This is a genomic window from Nocardia sp. NPDC050630 (genome assembly GCF_044457245.1).
Lineage (GTDB): Bacteria > Actinomycetota > Actinomycetes > Mycobacteriales > Mycobacteriaceae > Nocardia.
Genome location: NZ_JBITGN010000021.1, coordinates 30,059 through 56,592, shown reverse-complemented (window position 1 = coordinate 56,592; position 26,534 = coordinate 30,059). Strand labels below are relative to the sequence as shown.

The window sequence follows — 26,534 nt, the reverse complement described above, 5'->3', positions numbered from 1 at the left end:
GCATGGATTCAGCCGATACCACACCAAGGCGGCGCCGGATGGTCGGCCTGCGGACGGCGGCCCGATATGGTGGGCCCGGACTTCCTGCGGTCGCTCGCTGGGCCGATGTCAGCCGATGCGGTAACCGTTTTCGGTGGCGACGATATCGGTGACCGGGCCGCGGGGGCGGCCGCAGCGACGTTCACAGCCGGACCAATGTTGGCGGCCCGAGACCGTGACGTCATCGGCGCTGGGAACTTCGACGGCCGCGCCGAGATCTGCTGCCCCGCTGGAATCGCTCTCCGCGGCGGGCTGGTCGTTGGGGACCAGTACGCGCCCGGATTCGACGGCGGCAGTGGCGTCCGCGCGGACATCGGTGCGCGCTTTTGCGCAGCCAGGTTGGCCTGCGCAGGCGCTGACCTGGAGCCAAGGGGAGTTGGCGTCGAAGATCAGGCCCATGGGGGCCAGTACGCGGACGACCTGTTCGGCGGGCCATTCCGCTAGATCGGTGACCACCAGGCTGCGCCAGGGGGTGATGAAGATCGGGCGTTCGATGGCGGCGATGAATTCGGCGATGCGAGCGGGGAGGGAGCCGAGGCGAACGGCCGCGCCGAGGCTGACCAGACCGTCGTCCTGGTCGAGCCAGCCGATCGGAATGTCATGGGCGGCATCGAATTCCAGGCGTTCGGAGCCGGGGGACAAGCCGAGGATATCGATCACTCGCCGCACACCGTCGTCGACTTCGTGCAGCCGCCATTGACCCGAACCGAGATCGAGGAAGGCGTGCGCCGCGGCCAGCATCACCTGGACCGCGTCGGCCGCGGATACTCGGATGCCGGAATCAGCACCGGCCAGCATGAGTGCGAATTCGTCGGCGTCCGTGGCGTGTACGCCGATATCACCGCCGAGGCCGCTGATGTCGCCGCGACCGTCGTCGAGGGTGAACAGCACGCGGCCGGGCAGTTCGGTCAGCCGCGGTGCGGCGCGCAATCCCGTGTCCAGCGCCGGAACGAGCGCATGTACATCCGCCCAGCCACCGATCCGCCCCGACAGCGGCGACGCGACGATATTGCGCACCCGCTCATGCGTCTCGCTCGGCAACAGCCCGGCACCGGCCAACCGCTCGCTCAACGCAGCCGCATCACGCACCTGTCGCAATTGCACATTGCCCCGCGAGGTCAGCTCGATATTCCCATCGCCGAGCTCGACGGCGGCCTCGGCCAAAACCTGCAACTGCCCCGGTTCCAGCCGCCCACCAGGCAGCCGAATCCGAGCCAACGGCCCATCGGCCGCCTGATGCAGCCGCAGCACACCGGGACAGGAATCGGGATTTGTACGCGTCATGACCCGTCCAGCCTACGACCCCGCGGCCGCGTAACAGGCGACGGCAGTGACCCCTGACCACCGACGGGCCAGTCGTGAAGTCCGGTGACGGCTGTGGTGCGTGACCGATGGGGTCAGTCGTGAAGTCCGGTGACGGCTGTGGTGCGTGGCCAGGACGCTACCGATCTCCGGTGCCTTGCACTGACGGTTGGGCGCATCCGGATGAGAGCGACCGACCAGTCGCCCTCGCCCCACCATTAAGGTTGGCGGAATGAGTGAAATCTCCACCGTTGCCGACCGACTCGTGATCATCGACGTTGTCACGAGGATGTTCGTCTACACAGATCAGAAGCGCTGGGATGACCTGCTCGCGGAGGTGTTCACCCCGAAGGTCGACTTCGATGGTGGCTTCGGCGGCGGGGTGGCGGTGCGACCCGCGACCGATATCGTCGGCGATTGGCGCACGGGCCTGGCCGACCTCGACGGCGTCCATCATCAGGCCGGCAACTACCTGGTCGACCTGCAGGGCGACCACGCCGAAATCCACGCCGACGCCATCGCGGTGCACGTGAAAAACGATGCGTCCCACGGCAAGACACGCACCTTCGTCGGCAGCTACAGCATCGGCGCCGAGCGCACCGCCGCGGGCTGGCGGGTCGACAAATTCCACTACCACCTGAAGGTGATCGACGGAAACGCCGACCTGACCTGAACGCCGAGTAGATGACCGTCGACGAGCGGCGCACAGCGGCGGGCTAGCATCTGGTTGCTCGGCGGGTGATGAGGAAACCGGTGGAACTCCGGTGCGGTCGCGCCACTGTCGAAAGCCAGACCCTCTCCGGCGAGCACCGTAACCGATGGGCGCGTCACCCGAGGAAGGCTGCCACCTGTGATTTTGCTGCTGTCGACGTCCGACACCGATCTGTTGAGCGCGCGTGCGAGCGGTGCGGAATATCGGTGGGGAAATCCGGCTCGACTGTTGCTCGAGGACCTGCCCGCGCTGCTCGACGGCGTCGATCTGGTGCTCGTGCGGATCCTGGGTGGCAAGCGCGCCTGGGAGGACGGGCTCGCGGCCGTGCGCGCCAGCGGGGTGCCGATGGTGGCGCTCGGCGGTGAGATCGCACCCGACGCCGAGCTGATGGAATGCTCGACGGTGCCCGGCGGTGTGGCCGCCGACGCGCACAACTACCTCGCCGCCGGTGGTGCGGAAAACCTCCGTCAGCTGCACAACTTCCTCTCGGATACGGTGCTGCTCACCGGCCACGGTTTCGAACCGCCCGTACAACTGCCGAGTTGGGGCGAGTTGGAGCGCACACCGAGCGCAACGGCCGAGCACTCCCCGACTGTGGCTGTAATCTATTACCGCGCACAGCATCTCGCCGGGAACACCACCTACATCGAAGCCCTCTGCGCGGCAATCGAAAACGCGGGTGCGAAAGCCTTGCCGCTGTACTGCGCGTCCCTGCGCACAGCCGAGCCGGAACTCCTCGACACATTGCGCACCGCAGACGCACTCGTGGTAACCGTGCTCGCCGCGGGCGGCACGAAGCCTGCCAACGCATCGGCCGGCGGTGATGACGAGGCTTGGGATGTCGCGGCCCTCGCCGAACTGGATGTGCCGATCCTGCAGGGCCTGTGCCTCACCAGCGGCCGCGCCCAATGGGAGGCCAACGACGACGGGCTCTCCCCGCTCGACGTCGCCACCCAGGTCGCCGTCCCGGAGTTCGACGGCCGCATTATCACGGTTCCGTTCTCCTTCAAGGAATTCGACGCCGACGGCCTGTCCACCTACGTGCCTGATCCCGAGCGCGCGGCCCGGGTCGCCGGCATCGCGGTCCGGCACGCACGGCTGCGCCACATCCCGGCCGAACGGCGCCGCATCGCCATCATGATGTCGGCCTATCCGACCAAGCATGCGCGCATCGGCAACGCCGTCGGCCTGGACACTCCCGCCAGCGCGATCCGGCTCCTCACCGAGATGTCCGCGGCCGGCTACGATCTCGGCGACGAGAACGGGGTCCCTGGCCTCGCCGAACGCGACGGAGACGCGCTGATCCACGCCCTGATCGCCGCGGGCGGTCAGGATCCGGACTGGCTCACCGCCGAACAGCTCGAAGGCAATCCCATCCGCATCAGTGCCGACCAGTACGGCAGCTGGTTCGACACCCTCCCCGAGGATCTGCGCGAAGCGGTCATCGAGGCGTGGGGACCACCGCCCGGTGAACTCTATGTGGACCGCTCCGCCGACCCGAAGGGCGAAATCGTCATCGCCGCATTGCGTTTCGGCAATATCGTGCTGATGGTACAGCCGCCGCGCGGCTTCGGCGAGAACCCGGTCGCCATCTACCACGACCCGGATCTGCCGCCCAGTCACCACTACCTCGCCGCCTACCGATGGATCTCCGCGCCCGAGGGATTCGCCGCCGACGCCATGGTGCACCTCGGCAAGCACGGCAACCTGGAATGGTTACCCGGCAAAACCCTCGGCATGTCCGCCTCCTGCGGCACCGACGCCGCACTCGGTGAGCTGCCGCTGATCTACCCGTTCCTGGTCAACGATCCGGGCGAGGGCACCCAGGCCAAGCGCCGCGCGCACGCCACCCTTGTCGACCATCTCATCCCGCCCATGGCCCGTGCCGAAAGCTATGGCGATATCTCGCGTTTGGAGCAGTTGCTCGACGAACACGCCAATATCTCCACCCTCGACCCGGCCAAACTGCCCGCCATCCGCCAGCAGATCTGGACCCTCATGCGTGCGGCCGAAATGGACCACGACCTGGGCCTGGCCGAACGGCCGGACGAGGATGTCTTCGACGATATGCTGCTGCACGTCGATGGCTGGCTGTGCGAGATCAAGGATGTGCAGATCCGCGACGGTCTGCACATCCTCGGGCAGGCGCCAGCGGGGGAGACCGAACTCGACCTGGTCCTGGCCATGCTGCGCGCGCGGCAATTGTGGGGTGGTGAGCGGAATGTGCCGGGTCTGCGGGAAGCCTTGGGGCTGAACGAATCCGGTACCGAGGTGCGCGAACGGGTCGATGCGGTGGAAACCCAGGCACGTGAGCTGCTCGCCGCACTGCAAGCCGCCGACTGGTCCGCGGACGCCGTCGACGGAATTGTCGACTCATTGACCGCACCTGCGACCGACCCGACGTTCCTCGCGGTGCGAACCGTGTTGCGCTTCGCTGCGACCGAAGTCGTGCCCCGACTGCGCCAGACCGGTATCGAGATCGACCGAATCCTGCACGCGCTCAATGGCGGTTTCATTCCTGCCGGGCCGAGTGGATCGCCCTTGCGCGGCCTGATCAATGTGCTGCCGACCGGTCGGAATTTCTACTCGGTCGATCCGAAGGCGGTCCCGTCACGACTGGCCTGGGAGACCGGGCAGGCCATGGCGGATTCCCTGCTCGATCGGTACAAGTCCGATCACGGGGAATATCCGCGCTCGGTCGGGCTGTCGGTGTGGGGCACCTCCGCTATGCGCACCTCCGGCGATGACATCGCCGAAGTTCTTGCGCTGCTGGGTGTCCGCCCGGTCTGGGATGAGGCGAGCCGCCGCGTCAGCACTCTCGAGGTGATATCGCTGGCCGAACTCGGCCGCCCGCGCATCGACGTCACGGTCCGCATCAGCGGTTTCTTCCGCGATGCGTTCCCGCATGTGCTCGCACTTCTCGACGACGCGGTCCGCCTGGTCGCCGACCTCGATGAGCCCGCCGAGTCGAATTACGTTCGTGCCCATGCCCGGAACGACCTCGCCGAACACGGCGACGAGCGTCGCGCCACCACCCGCATCTTCGGCTCCAAACCTGGCACCTACGGCGCGGGCCTCCTGCAACTGATCGACTCCAAGAGCTGGCGAACCGACGACGACCTCGCGCAGGTATACACGGCGTGGGGCGGCTTCGCCTACGGCCGCGACCTCGACGGCGTACCCGCCGCCGCCGATATGCGCACCGCATATCGACGGATCACGGTGGCCGCCAAGAACACCGACACCCGCGAACACGATATCGCCGACTCCGACGATTACTTCCAGTACCACGGCGGCATGGTCGCCACCGTGCGCGCGCTGACCGGTAAGAATCCGCAGGCCTACATCGGTGACAGCACTCGTCCCGATGCCGTACGCACCCGCACGCTCTCGGAGGAGACCTCGCGCGTCTTCCGTGCCCGAGTGGTGAATCCGCGCTGGCTAGAGGCGATGCGCCGCCACGGCTACAAGGGCGCCTTCGAAATGGCGGCCACCGTCGACTATCTGTTCGGCTACGACGCCACCACCAATGTGGTGGCCGACTGGATGTACGAGAAGCTTGCGGAGAGTTACGTTTTCGATGACGTGAACCGCAAGTTCATGGAACAGTCCAACCCGTGGGCGCTGCACGGCATTGCCGAGCGACTGCTGGAGGCGGCGCAACGGGAGTTGTGGGAGCATCCGGAGCAAGCAACACTGGACCGATTGCGGCAGATCTACCTGGAGACCGAGGGTGAACTGGAATAGCTGAAAAAGCAATACCCCAGTTCCTTGGGTATTTCCAATTATTTGATCTTGCAACATATTTCGATTTCATGATTTCCGCGACGCCGAGTGTGTCGAGAGCGCATGATGATTGATGTCCGATGTCCGTTTCTCGGAAACATCGATCGAATCGGCTGGATGATTGGAAAACACAATGAAGATCAAAAAGTTGGTAGCGACAACGGTTTTGACCGTTGCCGCGACAGGCATCACCGCGGCCACCGCCTACGGCTCACCCGAAGTATCGTCGGAAACAGTCCTCAACGGCGTGGACCACGGCATCCAATACACCGCAGCGGTGGCGACGGACCGCTCCGATGCGACCATCACACTGGCCTCGGGCAAGTTCGTCCTGACGCCCGATGCGGGCATCGCGGTACTCGCGCCCGACGGGTCCGTGGTCGCCACCGTGCCGACCACACTGCAGACGGTGGCGGGTCAGCAGGTGCAGGTCACTCCCGAAGTCGATGCCGCGGCAACGACATTGACGCTGACGCCGGTCAACGCTCCGGCGCCGCAATCGGCCCCGCTGCAGTTCATCGGTGATGCGGGCACCACGGTCGCGGGTGTGTTGATCGGATGCGCCGTCGGCGCGCTGATCGGATTGCTCTTCTTTATCGTCGGATTCCTGCCCGGATGTGTCATCGGCGGAATCATCGGCGGTATCGCAGGTGCCAATCAATAATGAGGTAAATCGAGCTGTTTGATTAAGCCTCGAGCGGGTACTCCCGGCCGGGCAATCCGGAGAATTTGTCCGACCGGGGTTGCCGCTCACCGAAATTCAGGACACATCGCATGTCAATTTCCGCCCGCCGCTTTGCGAAACCGCTCGGCAGTTGTGCGCAGGTGCGAGGCGAGTTCGGGTGCGTCCAGGACTTCGAAATCGACATCGAGTAGTCCGAGATACAACGTCAGCGTATGTGGCGTGTCCGAACCGACCTGGATCACACAGTGATTCGGACCATCGGGTTCGACTGTCACGGCAGCCGGTAGCCGGGTACGCACAGCGGTAGCCGGAGCCGCCACCCGCACCTTGGCGCGGTAGCGCCACGTCGCCGCACCGACGCCGCGCTGTATCCGTTCAGCCACTTCGGTTTCGGGGACGCTGCGCGGGGTGAAGCGTGCACCGTTCGGTGTCCGTGGCGTCATCCGGTCGACACGGAAGGTGCGCCAGTCCGCGCGCCCGACATCCCACGCCACCAGATACCAGCGGCCATTCCAATGCGCGAGCCGATGCGGCTCCACCTCACGCCGCGAGGGCGGTCGTTGTTCGATTGCGTCCGAATGGGTTTCGTAATCGAACCGCAGCCGCTCGCTCGCCCGGATCGCCCCGGCGACGGTGGTGAGCACTCCCGCGTCCACATTCGACTGTCCCGGATGCGGCACATGCACGGTGGCGGCGGTCAGCGCCCGAACCCGATGCCGTAACCGCGACGGCAGCACCTGCTCCAGCTTCGCCAGCGCCCGCACCGAGGTCTCTTCGATCCCGGTCACCGCCCCGTTCGCCGCGGTCGCCAACCCCACTGCCACCGCCACGGCTTCCTCATCATCCAAAAGCAATGGCGGCAGCGAAGACCCGGCCCCCAGCCGATACCCACCCGCCACCCCCGGCGTCGCATCCACCGGATACCCCAGCCTGCGCAACCGCTCGATATCGGTACGAATAGTCCGCGTCGAAACCCCGAGCCGCTCGGCCAACGCAGGCCCGGTCCAATCCCGATGCATCTGTAGCAACGACAACAACCGCAACAACCGCGCCGAAGTCTCCAACATCGCTCGATCATCGCAGCAATCGCGGAAGGAAGTCTTCCGTGAGCACGACGCTGAGTTTCTGTCCTACGAGTAGCCGCTCTTGGGGTATGTCGTACTTTTCTTCCGCCCGAGACCACCCCTCGCGATCATCCCGTCAATGGCGACCAGGGCGAGCCACCGCGACACGCGTTGTCGGTCGAACTCGGTGACGGTCCTGGCGCAGGTGCAGGAGCTCGCTCAGTTATCGCTGCGATCCGAGTCCCGAAGTCCAGCGGCGGTCGAATGGCACTCCATCCCGCATGCAACCCCCGCTGCTCGGCCGGATCTCTGAGCGCATTGCATGTGATCCCTAGGGGAATGCGGAACAAACTCTTCCGCAATGGGGTCCAGAGTAGTGCTCATGACGAAAACAGAGCCTATTCGCCCCTTCCGAATCGACATTCCGCAGGCCGAGCTCGATGAGTTGCGCGCGCGGCTGGCGAGTGCACGGTTGCCTCATCCGGTGCCAGGTACCGAATCCGATTGGGGGCGGGGCATTGCGCCCGATTACCTGCGGGAGTTGGCCGAGTATTGGCGGGAAGGGTTCGATTGGCGGGCGCAGGAGGCGAGGCTCAATGCGTATGACCAGTTCACGACCGAGATAGATGGGCAGACGATTCATTTCTTCCACGTGCGCTCGCCGGAGCCGGATGCGGTGCCGCTGCTGATCACGCATGGGTACCCGAGCTCGGTTGTCGAGTTCCTCGAGCTGATCGGGCCGCTGACGGATCCGCGGGCGCATGGTGCGGATCCGGCGGATGCGTTCCATGTCGTGATTCCGTCGCTGCCGGGTTTCGGCTTCTCCACACCGCTCGCCTCGACCGGATGGGAGTTGGCGCGCACCACCGAGGCGTTCGCCGAACTCATGGCTCGGCTCGGTTACGAGAAGTTCGTCGCTCAGGGCGGTGATATCGGTGCGGGGGTGACCGGGCGTCTGGCCGCCACTCATCCGGAGCGTCTCATTGCGACGCACGTGAACAGTGACCGCGGATCGCTCGGTCTGGTTGGTGAGCAGCTGCCGATGCCCGCGGGTTTGACCGAGGACGATGTGGCCGCCATCCAGGCCGCGCAGGCCAGGTGGAATCAGCAGAAGGGGTATCTGGTCCTGCAGACCACTCAGCCCAATGCCATCGCCGCCGCGCTGAGTGATTCTCCGATCGCGCAGCTGGCGTGGATCGCGGAGAAATTCCAGGCCTGGACCGACCCGGCCCGCGCAACCGGCGAGGCGGTGGATCGTGACCTGCTGCTGACCAATATCAGCATCTACTGGTTCACTCGCAGCGGTGCCTCCGCCGCGCAATTCCTTTGGGAAACAGCGCATTCCGGTATGGACTGGGTGTCGCCGTCGGGCGTGCCGCAGGGGTGGGCGGTGTTCAATACCGATCCGCTCATGCGTCGGGTGATGAATCCGGACGGGCATATCGAGCACTTCAACGAATACGCCGAGGGCGGTCATTTCGCGGCCTTGGAGCAGCCGCGCCTCCTCGTGGACGATATCCGTACGTTTTTCCGTACCTATCGCGGCTGAGCAGGTGTAACGGGGCGGGCGCCGGCTCGCCCCATTACGTCGGCAGGCGTACGAACAAGTATGTCCGTATACGGATGTAGCGGTGACCGGACGGGCCTACCGTTTCAGGTATGACTTGGAACGAAGTGAGCGCGAGCCGTTTCGACCTGCTGACCACATACAAGAAGGACGGCACGCCGGTCGGTACTCCCGTATGGGTGGCTCCGGACGGTGAGCGGATCGTGGTGTGGACCAATTCGAAGACCTGGAAGGTCAAGCGGATCCGCCGCAATCCGGCGGTGACGCTGCAGATATGCGACGGCCGCGGCCGTCCGAAGAGCGAGGAGAAGGTTGTGGGCAAGGCCGAGGTGCTGGATGCGGCAGGCACGCAGCGGGTACGCGATCTCGTCTCACGCAAGTACGGGATCATCGGCACCGTATTGATTCGCCTGCACAAGCTGTTCAAGGGCGCGGACGGTTCCGTCGGGATCGCGATTACACCCGCGTAGGTCAGGCGGATTCCGCCAGCCCGGCCGTGCGCCAAGTATCGGCGAGTTCCTGCAGCGGAATCTCCAGGGCGGCCGCAAGCGACACGATTGTGCCGAATGCGGGCGTCGGCAGCCGTCCGGTCTCGATCTTGCGCAGCGTCTCCGGTGAAATTCCGGCGGCATGGGCGATAAGGGCCGGATCGCGATCGGCGCGTGCGGCCCGCAGCCGGGCTCCGAGGCGGCGCCCGGCCTCGATCTGAGCGGGAGTCAGCGGAAGTCGGACCATGCGTCCAGACTATGGATGGTATTTAAATACCGCAAGCTCAACCGTTGTACTTCACTCGGAACGGTCCGCCGACGCTGTTGAACAGCAGATCCCCATTCGGAAAGAACTGGACCAGCGCGTAGGCGCCGTTACCGAGATTGCTCTGACCGAAAATAGTGCGATGCACCGTCTTTCCGGTTTGCCAGTCCAGGCCGGTCACTTCCCAGCCGTCGGTCTTGGTGTAGCCGTTGACGAAAACCACGCCGGATTTACTGCTCTCGGTGGGGACCATACTCGTGGAGACCACATCGGCACGCGACCACACCGATGACCAGCTGTGGTTTGCCGGATCCCATTGGAACCGCTCGATACCCGACGGCGGGCCGAATACCGGACCGCCCGCGAGCACATCGATGAGCCGGTCCGGTGCGCCTTGCGGCCGGGCATTGTTGACCACGAATGCGCCGTAGCCGTCCACCACGACCGACTGCTCGCTCTGGATGAATTCGGGCTGCGGATTCAGACCGGCCGTCACCTGGATCTGGTCGGCGATCCGATTGGATTTGCTGCCCGGCTTCGGTTGGAAACCCTCGGGAATGGCGTCGCGCCAGAACGCGACCAGTTTCATCCGGTCGGCGCCGTCTGTGATCACCACGAGCCGGTCGTCCTTGCCGTAGCCCATGAGGGTGGGTGTCGAGCCGGTGCCGATGCCGAATTTCACCGCGGGCGGCTGCCGCCCGAAATCATAGGGCGATGCCCACGCCCCGTCGGTGGCCTCGGTCGAGAGTTTGGATCCAGTCCAGACGACCTTGCGCATGATCTTGTCGGAAGCGGCGTAGATCCCGCCCTTATCGTCCACGGCCATCGCGTTGGAGACCACCTCGTCCGCGCCGAAGTGGACCTGCTGCGGTTCGCCCTGCAGGCTGCGGTCGATGATCGATAGCCCGCGGGTGCTGAGTACGGCCAATTTGCCGTCATAGGTCATATTCAGGCCGACGATGGATTCCGGTTGACCGCCGAGGCCTGGACCCGTGCCGAGCCACGGTTTGAAGTCGAGGGTGCGCAGAATCCTTACGCCCGCTTCGGGATTGTTCGCATTAACCAGGCCGAAGACGACGATCTGCGCGTTCTGGGTGACGTAGTAGACCCGATTGTCCTGGTCGACGAGGCTGTAGACGCCATTGACGATGCGTGTCCAATCGATGCCCCAGTCGTTGTGCACCGCGGTGTCGACCTGACCTGCGTCGGTGAAGTTCTGCTCGAGCACATGGTCCAACGCTTGCGATGCCAAGGGTTTCACGCCGGGTGCGTCCGCGCGGGCGATCTCGTGGAACATGCCATTGCCGACCTGGACGTAGACCACGCCCTGGGTGGAGGAGACCCACATGTGCTCCGGATCGGTGGCGGCGAGCGTCATGATGTTGACCGGTCCCGAGGTGATGCGCTGCTGCTGCTTCGGGTCGATATGGAATTCGCCCTGCGGTGTTTGGTACGGGAAGGTGTCGGACTGACCCGGATCTATGTGGGTGAGCCCGTAGGTCGCGGCGGCGAGGTAGGGATTGCGCGCGGGGCCTGCGGCGATGCCCGACTGGTTCTCGTTCTTCGCCGAATCGGAACCGCAGGCGGGGGTGGCCACGGCCACGGCCAACGCGACGGCGACGACAAGTGCCTTGCGGCGCGGGCTCATCGCTTGCTCCTCTACGTTCGCTATCGGGGTCGATCGGGCAGAACGCATACCGCTCGGGGCGGCGAACAACGAAACAAACCAGTGCTTTTTCGCGTTCGCGAACATAACACATCGCCTGGTCACAGTGGATGATTGGTATTTTTATACCGGTCATCGCTATGCTCGGTATAAAAATACCGAGTTGGAGGTTGAGATGGTGGAGTTGAAGTCGCCTGCCGAGATCGAACGCATGCGGGTGGCGGGGCGCTTCGTCGCCGAGATCCTGGCGGAACTGCGTGCGCTGGCTCGCGTCGGGGTGAATCTGCTGGAGCTGGAAGAGCATGTGCGGCAGCGGATTCGGGACCGGGGCGCGGTGTCGTGCTACTGGGACTATGCGCCATCGTTCGGTCGCGGTCCGTTCCGCAATACGGTATGCCTCTCGGTGAACGATGCGGTACTGCACGGTCTTCCGTTCGACTATGCGCTGCGCGACGGTGATGTGCTGAGCATGGACCTGGCGCTGGGGATCGACGGGTGGGTTGCCGATTCGGCGACCAGCGTGATTGTCGGCACCGCCGATGCGGAGGACCTGCGGCTGGTCAAAGCGACCGAGGACGCGCTGGCGGCCGCGATCGCGGTTGCCTTCCCCGGCAACCGGATCGGCGATATCTCCGCCGCTATCGCGCAGGTCGCGCGGGCAAACGGCTATCCGGTGAATACCGAATTCGGCGGCCACGGGTTGGGCCGAACGATGCATGAGGATCCGCATGTGCCGAATGCGGGACGTGCGGGTCGCGGGTATGCGCTGCGACCAGGTTTGACGATTGCGATCGAACCGTGGTTCGCGCGAACGACCGACCAGATCTATACCGATCCGGATGGTTGGACGATCCGCTCGGCGGATAGTTCGCGGACCGCGCACTCCGAACATACGGTCGCGATCACCGCGGACGGGCCGCAAGTGCTGACCGCCGCTTAACAGACTCAATCCGTTTCGGAGAGCCAATCCGCGAGATCGGTAGCGGCGCGCAGCTCGCCCGCAACGCTCGCACGTTCGGCTTCCGACAGCGACATGGCCCTGAGTTCGGCGCGCAACTTCTCGGCCCGCTCGAAATCGTCGGTGGCGATGGCCAATTCGGTCAGCGCGGCAAGCGTCCTCGCCTTGTCGACGGCCGATGCTTGCGTGCCGTAGCGCCGCAGACCGACCTCGAGCACCCGAACCGCGGTCGCATCGTCGTTCTTGAAATCGCGCAGGATGCGGGCATTGTCCAAAACCCGTGCCAGGCCGTCGAGTTCGCGGGAACCGCCGTACTCGACGTCTTCGGGCTCGTCGCGCTGGATGTAGATGATGGTATTGCCCACCGGGTCGACCACGCTGAATCTGCTTTGGCCGGGGCGGAATCTGGTGATGCGTGGGCAGCCCTTCGCGGGGACTTTCCCGTAGCGCTTGCGCAGCGCGGCGGTGAATGCGCCGTGTCGCTCGGCAACATCGTCGAGCATGATCAGGCAGCCGACCTGTTCGATGGGGAGTTCGATGCTCGGCGGTGCGGCGGCGAAGTGGACCGCGCAACCATCGGCCTCGATCGCGCCGTAGGCGTATGGCCTGGTCTGCTCGTGGGTCACTGTGTAGCCCAGGGTTCGATAGAAGTCGAGGGTGTCCTTCAGGTTACCGCTCCACAACACCGGAACCGCTGTATCGCTTGTCATCGCCCCTGCCTCGTTACGGTAATCAATTTTGACTACCCGAGGCTAGGTCGGTCCAATTCCAGAAGTCAAATTTGAGTAGTATGGCGTTTTTAGCGAAGGGATATCCGGATGTCGGCGGTGCGCCTGCTCGTCCTGGGCGTGATGCGGTTGCGTCAGCCCACCTATGGCTACGCGGTGCGTCGCGAACTACTGTCCTGGCGTGCCGAAACCTGGACCAATGTGAAGCCGGGATCGATCTATCACGCGCTGAAACAGCTGACGCAGGAAGGCAAATTGAGTGCCTTCGGAACCCAGGGGAGTACCCAGGGACCGGGGCGGACGCTGTTCGAACTGACCGAGGCGGGGGAGGCCGAGTTTCGCAAGCTCATGGACGAGGCGCTGGTCAGCGTCGATATGGAAGAACTCGGTGCGGGTATCGCGTTCATGGATGCGCTGCCACGCGCGCACGTCATCGAGAAGTTGCGCGAACAACGCCGCAATGCCGCAGTGGTTCGCGACGATCTGCTCGCCATGATTCCGACATTTCCCGGCCGGTACGAACCGCCGCATGCCACCGATCTACTCGAGCTGTGGAGCGGTGTGTTCGACAACCTGTCGAACTGGACCGGCGGCGTGCTCGAGCGCTTGGAGGCGGGTGAATACCGGATGTCGGACTAGTGGCAGCGCGCGCCCGCCGCTCAGATGGCGGATAGGCTGCCCCACATGACCAACACGCTGGGTGCGGTCGGCAAAGCCGACTACGTGCTGCTGACCACCTTCCGCAAGGACGGCACACCGGTCGGCACCGCCGTCTGGGCCGCCGAGGACGACGGAAAGCTGTATGTGTGGACCGAAACCAACAGCTGGAAGGTCAAGCGGCTGCGCAATAATCCCGCCGTCACCCTCCAACCGTGCAGCCCGTCGGGTAAGCCGAGCGGTGAAGTCATCGAAGGTACCGGCCGGGTGCTCGATGCAGCCGAAACCGAACGGGTGCGCAAGCTGATCAAGAAGAAGTACTGGCTCCTCGGCCCGATTCTGGTGACCGCGAGCAGTATTCGCCGCGGCAAGTCCGGCACCATCGGCCTCGAGATCACACCCGCCGGGTAATCAGGTCGCCTGGCTCACCGAGGACATGTGGAAGTCCGGGATGCGCAAGGGCGGCATGGCGGTTCGGGTGAACCAATCCTTCCATTCCCGGGGCAGAGTCGTTTCGGTAGCGCCCGCCTCGGTGGTGCGACGTAGCAGATCGATGGGGCTTTCGTTGAAGCGGAAGTTATTGACCGCGGCAGTGACTTCGCCGTTTTCGACCAGATAGACGCCGTCACGGGTGAGGCCGGTGAGCAGCAAGGTCGCGGGATCGACCTCGCGGATGTACCAGAGCGTGGTGAGCAGCAGGCCGCGCTCGGTATCGGCGATCATCTCATCGATGCTCGCGCCGGAGCCGCCGGTCAGTAGCAGGTTCTCACCGGGAACAGTGGGGGGAGCACCGAATTCGGCGGCGGTGGCACGCGGGTAGACCAGCGATTCGATGACGCCGTCGCGCAGCCAGTCCACGCGGCGGGCCGCAAGACCGTTGTCGAAGACCGACAGCGATTCCGAGGACGACGAAGTCGCCACGAATGGACGATATTCCAGGCCGCTCGCACTCGGATCGGAGTAGAGCGTCAAGGGAATATCGCTGAGCCGCTCACCGATGCGGGTGCCGCCCGCCTTGGCGAAGGCGCTGTGTCCCTCGTGGGCGCCGCGGCCCTCCATGGACCACGCCAGATAGATCATCAGGTCCGCGACCGCGGAGGGCGGCAGCAGGGTTTCGTAGCGACCCGCCGGGAGCTCGACCCGGCGCTCGGACCAATCCAACCGCCGCGACAATTCGGTGAGCAGCCCGGGCACGTCGACATCGGTGAAGTCCGCGGTGCCGACACCGACCCACGCACTCGCGAGATCCGCACCATCGCCACGCTTTCCATTGATCTCCACCGAACCGGTCGGCTGCACGAAGCGCCGGCGAATACCGGTGGAGGTACCCAGCCACGTCGTGTGCATCTGGTGGTAGGCGAAACCGTAGAGCCGATCAGCGCCGTCGAACCCGCCCGCCAAGTCGCGTGCGAGGTCGGTGAAGACCTCGATTCCGGTGCTGCCGGGTGCGGCCGCCCAATCGCTCCCGGCGTCCGGCAGACCATCCGAATCCGGCGTCAGCAGCGGCATCGCATCCTTGGCGGGCTCGGCGGTGCGGGCCGCCATCTCGCTGGCGCGCACAACGGCCTCGATCTCGGTCGGGTCGACACTGGTGGAGCGGACGCTCCCGACGCGTGCGGAGTTCGGGCCGTCGCGGAAAATCGAAATGACCGCCCACTCCCGCGAAATCGAGGACCCATTGGTGGTCATCGAGTTGCCCGCCCAGCGCAGCGACGCCTCGTGCGCATCGGTGGCGATGACCATCGCCTCATCCGCATGCGAAAGCGCCAGCGCTTGCTCGACGAGCGCACCTGCGGGCAACATCACCTCGATCACTGACCTGCCTCCGTCCGGGTGTTGAGAATGTTGATGCCACGCACCAGGATCGACGGGCAGCCGTGACTGACCGCGGCGACCTGGCCGGGTTGGGCCTTACCGCAGTTGAACGCGCCGCCGAGGCGCCAAGTAGATGGACCACCGACCGCCTCCATCGCACCCCAGAAGTCGGTGGTAGTGGCCTGATAGGCGACATCGCGCAGCTGACCGTCGAGCTTTCCGTCGCGAATGCGGAAGAACCGCTGGCCGGTGAACTGGAAGTTGTAGCGCTGCATATCGATCGACCACGACTTGTCGCCGACGATGTAGATGCCGTTCTCGACCCGCGAGATCAGTTCGGCGGTGCTGGTGTCGTTTTCGGGGTCCGGTTGCAGCGACACATTGGCCATGCGCTGGATCGGCACATGGTGCGGCGAATCCGCGTAGGAGCAGCCGTTGGAGCGTTCCAGGCCCAAGCGCGGGGCGAAGACGCGGTCGAGTTGATAGCCGACCAGAATGCCGTCGCGCACCAGATCCCAGCGCTGTCCGGCGACGCCCTCGTCGTCGTAGCCCACCGAGGCCAGTCCGTGCACCTCGGTGCGGTCACCGGTGACGTGCATGATCGGCGTTCCGTACCGCAGCGTGCCGAGCTTGTCCGGGGTGGCGAAAGAAGTACCAGCGTAGGCGGATTCGTAGCCGATGGTGCGGTCGTATTCGGTGGCGTGGCCGATGGATTCGTGGATGGTCAGCCACAGGTTGGTCGGGTCGATCACCAGATCCGTGGGGCCCGCCTCGACGCTGGGCGCCTTCACCTTCTCGGCCAGCCAGCCGGGGATCTGCGCGAGTTCGGCACTCCAATCCCAGATTCCGTCCGCACCGGTGACGTATTCCCAACCGCGTCCCGCGGGAGCGGCGAGGGTGCGCATGGTCTCGAAAACACTGGCTGCCGCGTCCACGGTGATCGCCTCGAGCTGCGGATGCAGGCGCACGCGCTGCTGGGTGATCGCGGACCCCGCGGTATCGGCGTAGAAGGTCTGCTCCTTGACCTGCAGTACCGAGGCGGTGACATGATCGACGCCGTCGGCGGCGGACAAACGGCCCGAATAGTCCTGCAGCACAGCGACCTTATCGGCGGTCGGCACTGTGAACGGGTCCACGTCGTAGGTCGAAACCCAGTGCACATTGTCGTATCGCGGCTCGTCGGCGAGTTCGACGCGCTCGCGATTGAGCGCGCGCAGGGTCGTCGCCACCGTGACCGCCCGCCGCGCCACCTCGGCCGCGGTCTCGGGGGTGAGTGCGGCATGCGAGGCGAAACCCCACGTGCCGTCGACGATCACGCGCACCGCGAAGCCGAGGTCGGTGGCATTACTGATCGCTTCGACCCGCCCGTCGCGCAGCCGGATCGATTGGGTGACCAGCCGATGCACCCGCAGATCGGCGTGCTGTGCGCCCGCCGCGCGCGCCGCGGACAGGGCTGCGTCGGCGAGCGCGTGCAGTGGTAACGCAAGGAACTCGGCGTCCACATCTTTGGAAGTCGCGATGCTCACCCGACCCAACCTAGCCGGTCGGGCTGACGAGCGCCGCTTCCGATGTGCTGACGCAGACCTCGCGGACATGGATCGACCGCAATGCCGCACGTAATGCCCAGCAGCGCGGTTCTAGACCATGGCCGCAGGGGTAGCGGCGACGAGACCGCCATCGATGAGCAGGTCCTGGCCGTTGATGTATGACGCCTGGTCGGAGGCGAGAAAGGCAACTGCGGCGGCGACATCTTCCGAGGTTCCGATGCGCCCGGCGGCCACTGTGGCGATGGCCGCGGCCTGCACCTGCGGCGACGCTTCCGCATAGAACGCGGGAGTCCCGGTGTAACCCGGGCTCACCGAGTTGACCCGGATTCGCCTGGGTGCCAGTTCGGCGGCCAGCGTCCTGGCCAGGTTGTGCACTGCCGCCTTGGTCGCCGAATAGAGCGCAGCGCCGGGCCCGCCCCGATGCAGTGCGAACGATGCGTTGATCACGATGGCGCCGCCATCGGCCAACAGGGGCAGGGTCTGCTGGATGGTGAAGAACGCGGCCTTGAAATTGATATCGACGACCCGGTAGAACTCGGCCTCGGTGACATCGGCGACCGCCTGGAATGCGCCGATGCCCGCGTTGGCGAAAATCACGTCCAAGCGTCCGTAACGGTCCCGGATCGCGGTCGTCAATGCCGCCAGATCGGCGAGATCTGCTGCGTCGCCGGATATTCCGAGGACGCGATCGCCACCGTTCAGCTCTTCGCTCGCGGCATCCAGACGGGACTTGTCCCGCCCGGTGATCACAACCCGCCCACCCTCGTCGAGCAACCTGCGCGCGGTGGCCAACCCCATACCGCTGGTTCCGCCGGTGATCAGCACGATCTTGTCGTCGAATCGGGAATTGCTCGGCATGGCACGACCTCTCATACAGTTGGATAGTTCAAGAACATATGAACAGTTCGACTGTATGTCAACAATCGAGTAGTCTGGTCCGCATGATGACGGCACATCCCGAGCGGGATCGGATCGAGTTGGCGAATGTGTTCGCCGCGCTGGGAAATCCGTTGCGGCTGCAGATCGTTCGCGTGCTCGCGGACGGGGCGGAACACACCTGCGGTTCGATCGTGGACGGTGTGCCGAAATCGAATCTGACACACCACTATCGGGTGCTGCGCGATGCGGGCATCATCTGGCAGCGACCGTCCGGCCGGGAAACCTTGCAGTCGTTGCGGCGTGACGATCTCGACGCCCGATTCCCGGGTTTACTGGATTCGGTAATCGACGCGGCCCGCCGGGATCAGTCGCACGCAACTCGAATTTGATCACGGTTTGGCAGCATGGCGCGCGCGAAAGTCGTGGTTACCGTACCCAAGTCGGGTTATGCCGTACTGTGCCCGCGTGCCGCCATCCGCCCTCCGCGATCGCAAACGAGAACGTACCCGCCGTGCCCTCCTCGAGGCAGCCATCGAACTTTTCGAGAACAGAGGTTATGAGGAAACCACGGTGGCCGATATCGCCGCTGCCGCCGAAGTCGGCACCCGGACGTTCTTCAACTACTTTGCCAGCAAGGAAGAATTGCTCTTCCCGGAACAGGACGAACGGGTGCGTGCTGCGGTGGCGGCCATCGCGAGTCGTCGGCCCGGCGAGCGGCCGGTGGAGGTGCTGCTGCGCGCGTTACGGGCGGCTGGTGACAATCCGGGTGAACATCTCGTCGATGATCTGAGTGCGCGCGTTGCCGCACTGCGCGCACAGATTTCGCGTACGGTGCCCGCCGTGAGCGGGCGGGCCGCGCACGCGCAGTTGGTCGCGCAGCGCGAGATCGCGCGGCAGCTGTATATGGCATTTCCCACCGAATTGGACGAGGTCGGGGCCGCCGCCTTGGTCGGGGCGGTGGTCGGCGCGGTCTCCGGTGCGCTGACGGTGCTGTTCCAGAGTCCGGTGGCCGGATTGGACGGCGAGCGGCTGCACCGACAGATCCACGAAACGACCTCACGGGTGCTGCAGCCCTGGCTCGCCTCGAATGCCAAGATGCACGTCGGATCTATGCATTGATTGGCTCAGCCGAATTGCTGCCAGCCCAAGCGGATCACCATACCGATGACGACCACCAGCAGTACTACGCGCACGAATTCAGCGCCCTTGCGTAATGCCATATGCGAGCCGATGATCGCACCCGCCACATTGCCGACCGCCATGGCCGCGCCGAGCGCGAACATGATGTGGCCGGTGAAGCCGAAGAAAATCAGCGCACCGATATTCGATCCGCAGTTGATCACCTTGGCCATCGCGGCCGCGCGCACGAATTCGGTGCCGAGCAAGGTGGCGAAGGTGATGATCAGGAAGGTCCCGGTGCCGGGGCCGAGCAGTCCGTCGTAGAACCCGATCAAACCGGCTGCCAGGGCGATCACGAGGACGAACTTGCGCCGGGTCGGTGGGTGCGTGGCCAGGGTGATGCCGATCGACGGGCGCAGCGTGACGAACACGGCGACACCGACCAGCACCACCATCACGATCGGGATGAACAGGTCGCGATCGATCAGGGATACCGCCGCCGCGCCGGTCGCCGCGGTGACCGCGGCGATCGCCGCCGCTGGCAGCAGCGTGCGCCACCGCAGCGGAACTCTGCGCGCGAATGTCATGACCGATGCGCTGGTGCCCGCGACCGCGGCGAGCTTATTGGTGCCGAGCGCGGTCTGTGGTGCGATGCCCGGTGCGACCAGGAAAAGTGTCGGGAGAATGATCAATCCGCCGCCGCCGACCACCGCATCAACCCAGCCCGCGGCGGTCGCGGCCGTTAGTAAGGTCGCCCAGTCTGCAAAATCCACCCGGCCAGCCAACCAGATGGTTGGATTCGACCCGCCCGCACCTAGGCTGATGGTCGTGCGCCGGTTCAGTCTGTGGCTTCGCGGCAAGCCCCTCATCTCGGACTCGATGCTGGCCGCCGTACTGCTGCTGCTCGAGATTCTCGGGGTCAGCAATTCCGATAGCAAGCTGACCTACCTGGGAATCGGCGTGCTGTTGCCGGTGCCGGTGGCGTTTCGGCGGCTGTACCCGCGGGCGATGGCGGCCGCGATGCTCGGACTCTCGATCGGCTCGACGATGGTGAGCTACGCGTCCGAAGACGATGCCGACCACATCGCGCTGTTGGGGCTCGGCATCATGCTGTACACCTTGGTCGCGTATGTCGGTCGCAAGGAAGGACTTTGGTACGCGCTCGGTCTGGTCGCCGACTGCACCAGCTCATTTTTCCTGTTACACAAGCCAGCCGGTTCGGATCTGATCTTCACGGCGATGTTCTACGCGCTGTGCTGGACACTGGCCGAGTTCATCGGTGCCCGGCACGCTTACGACCAAGAGGTAGCGGCGCGACTCGCGGTCGCCGACTACGACCGGGAACGCCGCGCGCACGATGCCGTCGCCGCCGAACGCACCCGCATCGCCCGCGAACTGCACGATGTCGTCGCCCATGCGGTGAGTGTGATCATCGTGCAGGCCGACGGGGCGAAGTACGCGCTGCGCCTCGATCCGGACTCAGCCGAACGAGCGTTGACCACGATCGCGAGCACCGGTCGCGAGGCCTTGCGGGAATTGCGCCGAACCGTCGCGCTGCTGCGCATCGAACATGCACCGGATCAGCTGCCGCAGCACGGAACCGCGGGTCTGGCGAAGGTGGTCGAGATGATGCGCGATACCGGACTCGCGGTAGAACTCGAAATGACCGGGCAGTTGGACGATATCGCCCCCGAGGTGAGTCTGGGCATGCACCGCATCGTGACGGAATCGCTGACCAATACGCTGCGCCACGCGGGCTCGCATCCGAAGGCTTGGGTGCGGGTGCAGCGCCGCGAAACCGATGTCGTCATCGAAGTCAGCGATACCGGCGGGGTTCCGGTGCAGGAGCAGTCCGCGAGCCCGATCGTCGGCGGTGGCATGGGATTGGTCGGCATGCGTGAACGGGTCGCCGTACTCGGTGGCACGCTGGAAGCGGGTCGCACATCCGCTGGCACGTGGCGGGTATACGCGACGATCCCGCTGGTGCGTGGCAACGAAAACGGTTAGCGGCAGGCCTCTTTCGGCGTCGCGCGCACGGTGCGCAAAACACGGTGGACGGTGCCGATAGATTAGGGACGTGCCGATTACCGTTCTCGTTGTCGATGATCAAGAACTCATGCGCATGGGGTTGAAGATGGTGCTCGGTGCGCACCCGGACATCGAGGTGATCGGGGAGGCCGAGAACGGGGCCGCCGCGATATCCCGGGCCAAGGAGTTGCGGCCGAATGTGGTGCTGATGGATGTGCGGATGCCGGTCGTCGACGGGGTATCGGCGACGCAGCGCATCGTGGAGGCCGGTGACGGCTGCAAGGTGCTGGTCATGACGACCTTCGATCTCGACGAACACGCATTGGGTGCGCTGCGAGCGGGCGCGAGCGGATTCCTGTTGAAAGACACGCCGCCCGAGGATCTGGTCTCGGCGATCCGAAGTGTCGCCGGCGGTGACGCGGTGGTGTCGCCGAAGGTGACCAAGCGACTGCTGGACCGGCTCATCGCCGACGATCCCGGTGGCATGCGGGATCCGGCGGTACTCGAGGTACTGACCGCGCGGGAACGCGAGGTGCTCGAGCAGATCGCGGCGGGGCGGTCCAACGCCGAGATCGCCGAGCAGTTGTACCTGTCGGAGGCCACAGTCAAGACGCACGTCGGGCGGGTACTGACGAAACTCGGTCTGCGCGACCGGGTTCAAGCCGTCGTGCTGGCCTACGAGACCGGTTTGGTGCGACCGGGCGGCTGAGCTCTCAGCCAGCTATCAGCTCGATCGGGAGAAAAATCGGACTGTGCGACGTTGAACCGGGTAGATCGTCCGAAAGGATCGCCATGCCCGCCGTACTGTTCGTGCTCTACGTCATCGTCGAGATCGCCGCGCTGGTCGGCGTCGGTCATCTGATCGGTGTGATGCCGACCATCCTGCTGCTCATCGCCGGTTCGGCCGCGGGCATGCTGCTCATCGGCTCCCAAGGCCGTCGCGTCTTCGAGCAGTTCCGACGCGCCGGGCGCGGTGAGATCAATCCGAGCACCGCGGTCGCGGATGGCGCGCTCGTCGCCGCTGGCGGGTTTCTGATGTTCATCCCGGGCCTGATCACCTCACTCTTCGGGCTGCTTCTGCTGCTGCCGCCGACTCGCTTCCTGGTTCGTCCGCTGGTCGCCGCGTTCGCCGCGCGCCGCTTCAGCCGTCTGGCCGCCGCGATGCCGCATCGCGGCGTGATCATCGACGGTGACGATGTGGTCGACGGCACAGTCGTCACCGAGTGGTACGACGACCCCCGCCCGTCGAGCCGCCCGGCTCTTCCGTAGCGACTGGTTGCGGGTCGCTCGGAAGGGGCAACCGCCTGATCACGCCGAGCCGTTTCCATAAACCGTGCCGACTATCACCCTCTTGCCCATTTCGTGAGACGGATCAAAGGGCTAGGGTGGCCGGATGGCGACCGAGGAGCTCACCGTCACGGTGAGTGAGGAGCTGGCGGCAGCGGTGCGGCAGGCCGCGGCGGCTGCGGGACAGTCGATTTCCGGATTCACGGCTGCGGCACTGCGGCTGGAACTGATCGCGGTGGAGGCCGGTATGCGAGCCGCGCCCGGTGCCGCGCCGCCGAGATACGCGGAGGTCATGGCGGTCCTCGCACAACCCGCGGACGTTTCACCGCCGGGCCTTTCGAGCGATCCGCGAGCAGTCGCTACCGAGCGGAAGCTGTCCGACCCGACGGACTGAAACACCCATACGGCAGACTGGTGTCTCGTGAGTACCCAGTTGCTGATCGGCGGTCGTTTCTACAGCTCGAGTTCACCCGATGCGACGGCAATGGCCGTGACCGACGGCACCGTGGTCTGGCTGGGCGCTGAGCAACCGGGGCGCGCCCTGCATCCGGATGCGGAGATCATCGACCTCGACGGTGCTTTCGTGGCACCGGCGTTCGTCGACCCGCACGTGCACGTAACGGCACTGGGCTTGAAGCTGACCGGACTCGATCTGTCGGCGGCGCGCTCACTCGAACATTGTCTGGAACTGCTGCGTGGGTTCGCGGTGTCACATCCCGACGGCGCGATCCTCGGTGACGGCTGGGACGAGACGGGATGGCCGGAGGGGCGGGCGCCGACTGTCGATGAGATCGACGCGGCGGTGCAGCCGGGCCGACAGGTGTATCTGTCACGGGTGGACGCGCATTCGGCGGTGGTGTCGTCGGTGTTGTTGACTTCGGCAGTCACCGCCGCGACGGGGTTCACCCGCGGTGCGCCCTTGCGCGCCGACGCGCACCATCTGGTGCGTACCGCGGTTCTCTCGGGATTGGATCGCGCACAACGGGATCGGGCGCGCAAGGCAGCGCTGGACACGGCGGCCGCGCACGGTGTTGTTGCCGTGCACGAATGCGGAGGACCGCAGATCGCCGGGCGCACCGATATTCGTGAGTTGCTCGAGTTCGAGCACGGTGTGCAGGTCCGGGCTTTTTGGGGTGCGGCGGTGCGCACCGCGGATGAGGCACGGGCGCTGGTCGCCGAACTCGGGGTGCACGCGCTCGGTGGCGATCTGTTCGTGGACGGTTCGATCGGCTCGCGCAGCGCCCTGCTGCGCGCGCCGTACGCCGATGACGCCGGAACCGGTCTCGGCTACCTCGACGCGGACACGATCGCCGCACATGTGCGAGCCTGCACCGAGGCGGGCATCCAAGCCGGATTCCATGTCATCGGCGATGCCGCGATGGACGCTGTCGTCGCCGGATTCGGCCAGGTGGTCGACGAACTCGGCGGTCCGGCGGTCGCGTCCCGCGCGCACCGCGTCGAGCATGCGGAGATGATCGATGCCGATCAGATCGCGAAACTGGCCGCCTGGGGTGTAATCGCCAGTGTCCAACCGGGTTTCGACGCGACCTGGGGTGGTCCGGACGGCATGTACGCCACCCGCCTCGGCGCCGAACGCGCCGCAACGCTGAATCCCTTCGCGGCCATGGCCGCGGCGGGCATCGCGCTCGCTATCGGCTCGGACGCACCGGTTACCGCACTCGACCCCTGGTCGGCGGTTCGGGCGGCGGTCAACCACCGCACCCCCGGTCATGGCCTCTCACCGCGGGCCGCTTTCGCCGCCGCCACCCGCGGCGCCTGGCGTGCGGGCGGCATTCGCGACGGCGTCGCGGGCACGTTGGTTCCGGGTGCTCCCGCTTCCTATGCGATCTGGGACGCCGCCGAGCTCGTCGTCGCCGCAGCCGCCGACACCGTCCAACGCTGGTCCACCGATCCGCGCTCCCGAGTCCCGGGTCTACCTCCGCTCGACCCCGACGCATCCCTGCCCACCTGCCTGCGCACCGTCCACCGCGGAGTCACGATCCATGAAGCCTGAAATACCCGGCGCGGCGCTGCGCCGCGTGGCGGCCGCGTTCAGTCGGTATCCGGTGCTGAGTCGGTCGGTGGCTGCGGTGGTTTCGGGGCTGCTCATCTTCGGAAGCTTTCCGCCGCGGCCGTTCTGGTTCCTTGCGCCGATCGGGATGGTGGTGCTGACGCTGACCGTACGCGGCGCCGCGCGGTTGCGTGGGGGGTTCGGGTACGGGTTCCTGGCGGGGCTCGGGTTTTTCGTTCCGCTGTTGCCGTGGACCGGGATCTACGTCGGGCCGGTGCCGTGGCTCGCGTTGTCGACGGTGTGTTCCGTATATATAGGACTATTCGGGCTTTTGGCGCGGTTGTTGTTTTCGCTGCCGGGGTGGCCGGTATGGGTCGCGTTGACGTGGACGGCCACCGAGTGGCTGCGATCGAGCTTTCCGTTCGGTGGATTCCCATGGGGGCGCTCGGCATTCGGTCAGGCCGACGGCTGGTATCTGTCGCTGGCGATGGTCGGGGGAGCGCCGCTCATCGGGTTCGCGGTGGCGCTCACCGCAACCGCTGCGGCGGCACTGCTGGGGTACTTGTGGACTCATGTGACGGTCGCGCCAATGGACGATCCCTCGGCTACCGAGCCGGGTCGTGCTACCACGACGACCCGCATTGGGGTTATCGCCGCGGCGACCGCGCTCGCTGTCATCCCGAGCACCGGAGCGATCCTGCGGACCGCGCTGCCCGGACCGGAGGAAGGGGACCGGACGATCACGGTCGCCGCCATCCAGGGCAGCGTGCCCCGGCTCGGGCTGGACTTCAATGCCCAGCGCCGCGCCGTACTGGACAATCATGTCCGGCGCACCGAGGAATTGGCTCGTGCGGTCGCGGAGGGAACGACACGCAAGCCGGACGTGGTCATCTGGCCGGAGAACTCATCCGATATCGATCCGCTGCGCAATGCCGACGCGGCCGCCGAGATCACCGAGGCATCCGAGCAGATCGGCGCGCCGATCCTCGTCGGCGCCGTGCTGGTGAACGGCGACCGCACGACGACGAACTCGGTCATCGTCTGGAACGGCGCGGCCGGTCCGGGGGAGCGGCACGACAAGAAGATCATCCAGCCGTTCGGCGAGTATCTGCCGATGCGCAGTTTCTTCCGGCTATTCTCCGAGTACGCCGACCGCGCCGGATACTTCGTGCCCGGCAACGGCGACGGCACTGTCCACGTCGCCCCTCTCGAGCCAACCGCAAGCAGCCACTACGGCGGCAGCATCGATATCGGCGTGGCGACCTGCTACGAGGTCGCCTTCGACCGCGCCTTCCGCGATTCCATGCACGCGGGCGCGCAATTGCTGACAGTGCCCACCAATAACGCCACCTTCGGCGACAGCGAGATGACCTATCAGCAGTTGGCCATGTCCCGGATCCGCGCCGTCGAGCACGGCCGTGCCCTCGTGGTCGCCGCCACTTCCGGTGTCAGCGCCATCATCACCGCGGACGGCGCGGTCCAGCAGCAGACACCCGGATTCGTCCCCGCCGCGTTGGTCGCCGAACTGCCATTGCGCAGCGAGACAACACTTGCGACCCGATTCGGCGCCCAACTGGAGCTTGTCTCGGTTATCCTGTCCGCGGCTGCCGTCATGGTGGCAGTTTTCCGGCGGCAGCATGCTCGCGGCAAGTCCGCGAACGACCAGGCCACCATGGACCAGCCGGTCGGCTGAGCTCGCGAGATCGTTCGAGCGCGATGAATGAGTAGGGCTTTTCGCTAGTCAAACAATTGGTATGTTTCGGGGCTTGAAACCGTCTTTAGGTCCGCCCCGAGCGTTAGCGTGCAGTTAGCCGGCCTGTCAATTTAGGCTGGTGCGAGTTGTCGTTTCCCTATCTTTGCGCTGCTCAGGCAGCAGATTGGAGGGTTTGCGAGAATGTAGCTTACGAAAATGCCTTACTGCCAACATCGTT

25 protein-coding genes are annotated in these 26,534 nt (G+C 65.4%); 16 read left to right on the top strand and 9 right to left on the bottom strand.

The features are described 5' to 3' along the window. Positions 1-108 precede the first annotated feature (108 nt). Complete coding sequence (gene cobG / locus ACIBG0_RS34755) at positions 109-1,323, bottom strand: precorrin-3B synthase (protein WP_397038539.1); 1,215 nt, start codon at positions 1,321-1,323, stop codon at positions 109-111. Between the two features lie 250 nt (positions 1,324-1,573). Between cobG and ACIBG0_RS34750 the strand changes: the two genes are divergently transcribed. The 3 genes from ACIBG0_RS34750 to ACIBG0_RS34740 all read left to right on the top strand — a co-directional run bounded on the left by ACIBG0_RS34750 (position 1,574) and on the right by ACIBG0_RS34740 (position 6,503). Continuing rightward, positions 1,574-2,014: a nuclear transport factor 2 family protein gene (locus ACIBG0_RS34750; protein ID WP_397038537.1), complete on the top strand. Its 441-nt coding sequence runs from the start codon at positions 1,574-1,576 to the stop codon at positions 2,012-2,014. A 177-nt stretch (positions 2,015-2,191) separates the two neighbouring features. Continuing rightward, positions 2,192-5,800 carry a cobaltochelatase subunit CobN gene (cobN, locus tag ACIBG0_RS34745; RefSeq protein ID WP_397038535.1) on the top strand — a complete coding sequence of 1,203 codons (3,609 nt, stop codon included), beginning with the start codon at positions 2,192-2,194 and terminating at the stop codon, positions 5,798-5,800. 172 nt (positions 5,801-5,972) lie between these two features. Continuing rightward, positions 5,973-6,503, top strand: coding sequence for a hypothetical protein (locus ACIBG0_RS34740; RefSeq protein ID WP_397038534.1), 531 nt, complete (start codon positions 5,973-5,975; stop codon positions 6,501-6,503). Between the two features lie 113 nt (positions 6,504-6,616). On the opposite strand, the gene ACIBG0_RS34735 is transcribed toward ACIBG0_RS34740, so the two are convergent. Next, positions 6,617-7,591 (bottom strand): helix-turn-helix transcriptional regulator, encoded by a 975-nt coding sequence (locus ACIBG0_RS34735; protein WP_397038532.1) that lies wholly within the window; start codon positions 7,589-7,591, stop codon positions 6,617-6,619. 379 nt (positions 7,592-7,970) lie between these two features. Here ACIBG0_RS34735 and ACIBG0_RS34730 point away from each other — a divergent pair, with 379 nt between their 5' ends. Next, positions 7,971-9,137, top strand: a complete 1,167-nt coding sequence (locus ACIBG0_RS34730; protein ID WP_397038530.1) for an epoxide hydrolase family protein — start codon at positions 7,971-7,973, stop codon at positions 9,135-9,137. A 110-nt stretch (positions 9,138-9,247) separates the two neighbouring features. After that, positions 9,248-9,625, top strand: coding sequence for a PPOX class F420-dependent oxidoreductase (locus ACIBG0_RS34725; protein WP_397038529.1), 378 nt, complete (start codon positions 9,248-9,250; stop codon positions 9,623-9,625). 1 nt (position 9,626) lies between these two features. On the opposite strand, the gene ACIBG0_RS34720 is transcribed toward ACIBG0_RS34725, so the two are convergent. Together ACIBG0_RS34720 and ACIBG0_RS34715 are read right to left on the bottom strand one after the other, a co-directional pair. After that, positions 9,627-9,890 carry a helix-turn-helix domain-containing protein gene (locus ACIBG0_RS34720; RefSeq protein WP_397038527.1) on the bottom strand — a complete coding sequence of 88 codons (264 nt, stop codon included), beginning with the start codon at positions 9,888-9,890 and terminating at the stop codon, positions 9,627-9,629. Between the two features lie 37 nt (positions 9,891-9,927). Beyond that, a complete protein-coding gene (locus ACIBG0_RS34715; protein WP_397038525.1) occupies positions 9,928-11,556 on the bottom strand; it encodes a hypothetical protein in 1,629 nt (542 codons plus the stop codon). Between the two features lie 193 nt (positions 11,557-11,749). Between ACIBG0_RS34715 and map the strand changes: the two genes are divergently transcribed. Further along, positions 11,750-12,514, top strand: coding sequence for a type I methionyl aminopeptidase (gene map, locus ACIBG0_RS34710; protein WP_397038524.1), 765 nt, complete (start codon positions 11,750-11,752; stop codon positions 12,512-12,514). A gap of 5 nt (positions 12,515-12,519) precedes the next feature. On the opposite strand, the gene ACIBG0_RS34705 is transcribed toward map, so the two are convergent. Further along, positions 12,520-13,242 carry a glyoxalase gene (locus ACIBG0_RS34705; RefSeq protein ID WP_397038522.1) on the bottom strand — a complete coding sequence of 241 codons (723 nt, stop codon included), beginning with the start codon at positions 13,240-13,242 and terminating at the stop codon, positions 12,520-12,522. 108 nt (positions 13,243-13,350) lie between these two features. Between ACIBG0_RS34705 and ACIBG0_RS34700 the strand changes: the two genes are divergently transcribed. Then, entirely contained in the window at positions 13,351-13,899 is a 549-nt protein-coding gene (locus ACIBG0_RS34700; RefSeq protein ID WP_397038520.1) for a PadR family transcriptional regulator, read from the top strand. 45 nt (positions 13,900-13,944) lie between these two features. Further along, entirely contained in the window at positions 13,945-14,328 is a 384-nt protein-coding gene (locus tag ACIBG0_RS34695; protein ID WP_397038519.1) for a PPOX class F420-dependent oxidoreductase, read from the top strand. On the opposite strand, the gene ACIBG0_RS34690 is transcribed toward ACIBG0_RS34695, so the two are convergent. From ACIBG0_RS34690 to ACIBG0_RS34680, 3 genes are all read right to left on the bottom strand, one after another. Next, positions 14,329-15,720 carry a metallopeptidase TldD-related protein gene (locus tag ACIBG0_RS34690; protein WP_397038666.1) on the bottom strand — a complete coding sequence of 464 codons (1,392 nt, stop codon included), beginning with the start codon at positions 15,718-15,720 and terminating at the stop codon, positions 14,329-14,331. Between the two features lie 8 nt (positions 15,721-15,728). Then, positions 15,729-17,258, bottom strand: coding sequence for a TldD/PmbA family protein (locus tag ACIBG0_RS34685; RefSeq protein WP_397038517.1), 1,530 nt, complete (start codon positions 17,256-17,258; stop codon positions 15,729-15,731). Positions 17,259-17,369: 111 nt separating this feature from the next. Then, the gene (locus tag ACIBG0_RS34680) at positions 17,370-18,137 is read right to left on the bottom strand and encodes a glucose 1-dehydrogenase (RefSeq protein ID WP_397038516.1); all 768 of its coding nucleotides are present in this window, start codon (positions 18,135-18,137) and stop codon (positions 17,370-17,372) included. A gap of 83 nt (positions 18,138-18,220) precedes the next feature. Here ACIBG0_RS34680 and ACIBG0_RS34675 point away from each other — a divergent pair, with 83 nt between their 5' ends. Together ACIBG0_RS34675 and ACIBG0_RS34670 are read left to right on the top strand one after the other, a co-directional pair. Continuing rightward, complete coding sequence (locus ACIBG0_RS34675; RefSeq protein WP_397038515.1) at positions 18,221-18,547, top strand: ArsR/SmtB family transcription factor; 327 nt, start codon at positions 18,221-18,223, stop codon at positions 18,545-18,547. A 76-nt stretch (positions 18,548-18,623) separates the two neighbouring features. After that, positions 18,624-19,277, top strand: coding sequence for a TetR/AcrR family transcriptional regulator (locus ACIBG0_RS34670; protein WP_397038513.1), 654 nt, complete (start codon positions 18,624-18,626; stop codon positions 19,275-19,277). A gap of 5 nt (positions 19,278-19,282) precedes the next feature. Here ACIBG0_RS34670 and ACIBG0_RS34665 read toward each other — a convergent pair whose 3' ends face one another. Then, the gene (locus tag ACIBG0_RS34665; protein ID WP_397038511.1) at positions 19,283-20,050 is read right to left on the bottom strand and encodes a TSUP family transporter; all 768 of its coding nucleotides are present in this window, start codon (positions 20,048-20,050) and stop codon (positions 19,283-19,285) included. A gap of 55 nt (positions 20,051-20,105) precedes the next feature. Here ACIBG0_RS34665 and ACIBG0_RS34660 point away from each other — a divergent pair, with 55 nt between their 5' ends. The 6 genes from ACIBG0_RS34660 to lnt all read left to right on the top strand — a co-directional run bounded on the left by ACIBG0_RS34660 (position 20,106) and on the right by lnt (position 26,296). Further along, positions 20,106-21,284, top strand: a complete 1,179-nt coding sequence (locus tag ACIBG0_RS34660) for a sensor histidine kinase (protein ID WP_397038509.1) — start codon at positions 20,106-20,108, stop codon at positions 21,282-21,284. 70 nt (positions 21,285-21,354) lie between these two features. Continuing rightward, positions 21,355-22,014: a response regulator gene (locus ACIBG0_RS34655; RefSeq protein WP_397038507.1), complete on the top strand. Its 660-nt coding sequence runs from the start codon at positions 21,355-21,357 to the stop codon at positions 22,012-22,014. An 83-nt stretch (positions 22,015-22,097) separates the two neighbouring features. Then, positions 22,098-22,574, top strand: coding sequence for an FxsA family protein (locus ACIBG0_RS34650; RefSeq protein ID WP_397038505.1), 477 nt, complete (start codon positions 22,098-22,100; stop codon positions 22,572-22,574). 124 nt (positions 22,575-22,698) lie between these two features. Next, positions 22,699-22,986 carry a hypothetical protein gene (locus ACIBG0_RS34645; RefSeq protein WP_397038503.1) on the top strand — a complete coding sequence of 96 codons (288 nt, stop codon included), beginning with the start codon at positions 22,699-22,701 and terminating at the stop codon, positions 22,984-22,986. Positions 22,987-23,013: 27 nt separating this feature from the next. Then, positions 23,014-24,606, top strand: a complete 1,593-nt coding sequence (locus ACIBG0_RS34640; RefSeq protein ID WP_397038501.1) for an amidohydrolase — start codon at positions 23,014-23,016, stop codon at positions 24,604-24,606. Continuing rightward, positions 24,596-26,296 carry an apolipoprotein N-acyltransferase gene (gene lnt, locus ACIBG0_RS34635; RefSeq protein WP_397038500.1) on the top strand — a complete coding sequence of 567 codons (1,701 nt, stop codon included), beginning with the start codon at positions 24,596-24,598 and terminating at the stop codon, positions 26,294-26,296. The genes ACIBG0_RS34640 and lnt overlap by 11 nt, the downstream gene beginning before the upstream one ends. Positions 26,297-26,534 lie beyond the last annotated feature (238 nt).

What these genes read in the sequence shown, in the direction of transcription:
- cobG (WP_397038539.1), bottom strand. Translation starts at nt 1,323, where the DNA reads ATGACGCGTACAAATCCCGATTCCTGTCCCGGTGTGCTGCGGCTGCAT.
- ACIBG0_RS34750 (WP_397038537.1), top strand. Translation starts at nt 1,574, where the DNA reads ATGAGTGAAATCTCCACCGTTGCCGACCGACTCGTGATCATCGACGTT.
- ACIBG0_RS34740 (WP_397038534.1), top strand. Translation starts at nt 5,973, where the DNA reads ATGAAGATCAAAAAGTTGGTAGCGACAACGGTTTTGACCGTTGCCGCG.
- ACIBG0_RS34735 (WP_397038532.1), bottom strand. Translation starts at nt 7,591, where the DNA reads ATGTTGGAGACTTCGGCGCGGTTGTTGCGGTTGTTGTCGTTGCTACAG.
- ACIBG0_RS34730 (WP_397038530.1), top strand. Translation starts at nt 7,971, where the DNA reads ATGACGAAAACAGAGCCTATTCGCCCCTTCCGAATCGACATTCCGCAG.
- ACIBG0_RS34725 (WP_397038529.1), top strand. Translation starts at nt 9,248, where the DNA reads ATGACTTGGAACGAAGTGAGCGCGAGCCGTTTCGACCTGCTGACCACA.
- ACIBG0_RS34720 (WP_397038527.1), bottom strand. Translation starts at nt 9,890, where the DNA reads ATGGTCCGACTTCCGCTGACTCCCGCTCAGATCGAGGCCGGGCGCCGC.
- ACIBG0_RS34715 (WP_397038525.1), bottom strand. Translation starts at nt 11,556, where the DNA reads ATGAGCCCGCGCCGCAAGGCACTTGTCGTCGCCGTCGCGTTGGCCGTG.
- map (WP_397038524.1), top strand. Translation starts at nt 11,750, where the DNA reads ATGGTGGAGTTGAAGTCGCCTGCCGAGATCGAACGCATGCGGGTGGCG.
- ACIBG0_RS34705 (WP_397038522.1), bottom strand. Translation starts at nt 13,242, where the DNA reads ATGACAAGCGATACAGCGGTTCCGGTGTTGTGGAGCGGTAACCTGAAG.
- ACIBG0_RS34700 (WP_397038520.1), top strand. Translation starts at nt 13,351, where the DNA reads ATGTCGGCGGTGCGCCTGCTCGTCCTGGGCGTGATGCGGTTGCGTCAG.
- ACIBG0_RS34695 (WP_397038519.1), top strand. Translation starts at nt 13,945, where the DNA reads ATGACCAACACGCTGGGTGCGGTCGGCAAAGCCGACTACGTGCTGCTG.
- ACIBG0_RS34690 (WP_397038666.1), bottom strand. Translation starts at nt 15,720, where the DNA reads ATGTTGCCCGCAGGTGCGCTCGTCGAGCAAGCGCTGGCGCTTTCGCAT.
- ACIBG0_RS34680 (WP_397038516.1), bottom strand. Translation starts at nt 18,137, where the DNA reads ATGCCGAGCAATTCCCGATTCGACGACAAGATCGTGCTGATCACCGGC.
- ACIBG0_RS34675 (WP_397038515.1), top strand. Translation starts at nt 18,221, where the DNA reads ATGATGACGGCACATCCCGAGCGGGATCGGATCGAGTTGGCGAATGTG.
- ACIBG0_RS34650 (WP_397038505.1), top strand. Translation starts at nt 22,098, where the DNA reads ATGCCCGCCGTACTGTTCGTGCTCTACGTCATCGTCGAGATCGCCGCG.
- ACIBG0_RS34645 (WP_397038503.1), top strand. Translation starts at nt 22,699, where the DNA reads ATGGCGACCGAGGAGCTCACCGTCACGGTGAGTGAGGAGCTGGCGGCA.
- lnt (WP_397038500.1), top strand. Translation starts at nt 24,596, where the DNA reads ATGAAGCCTGAAATACCCGGCGCGGCGCTGCGCCGCGTGGCGGCCGCG.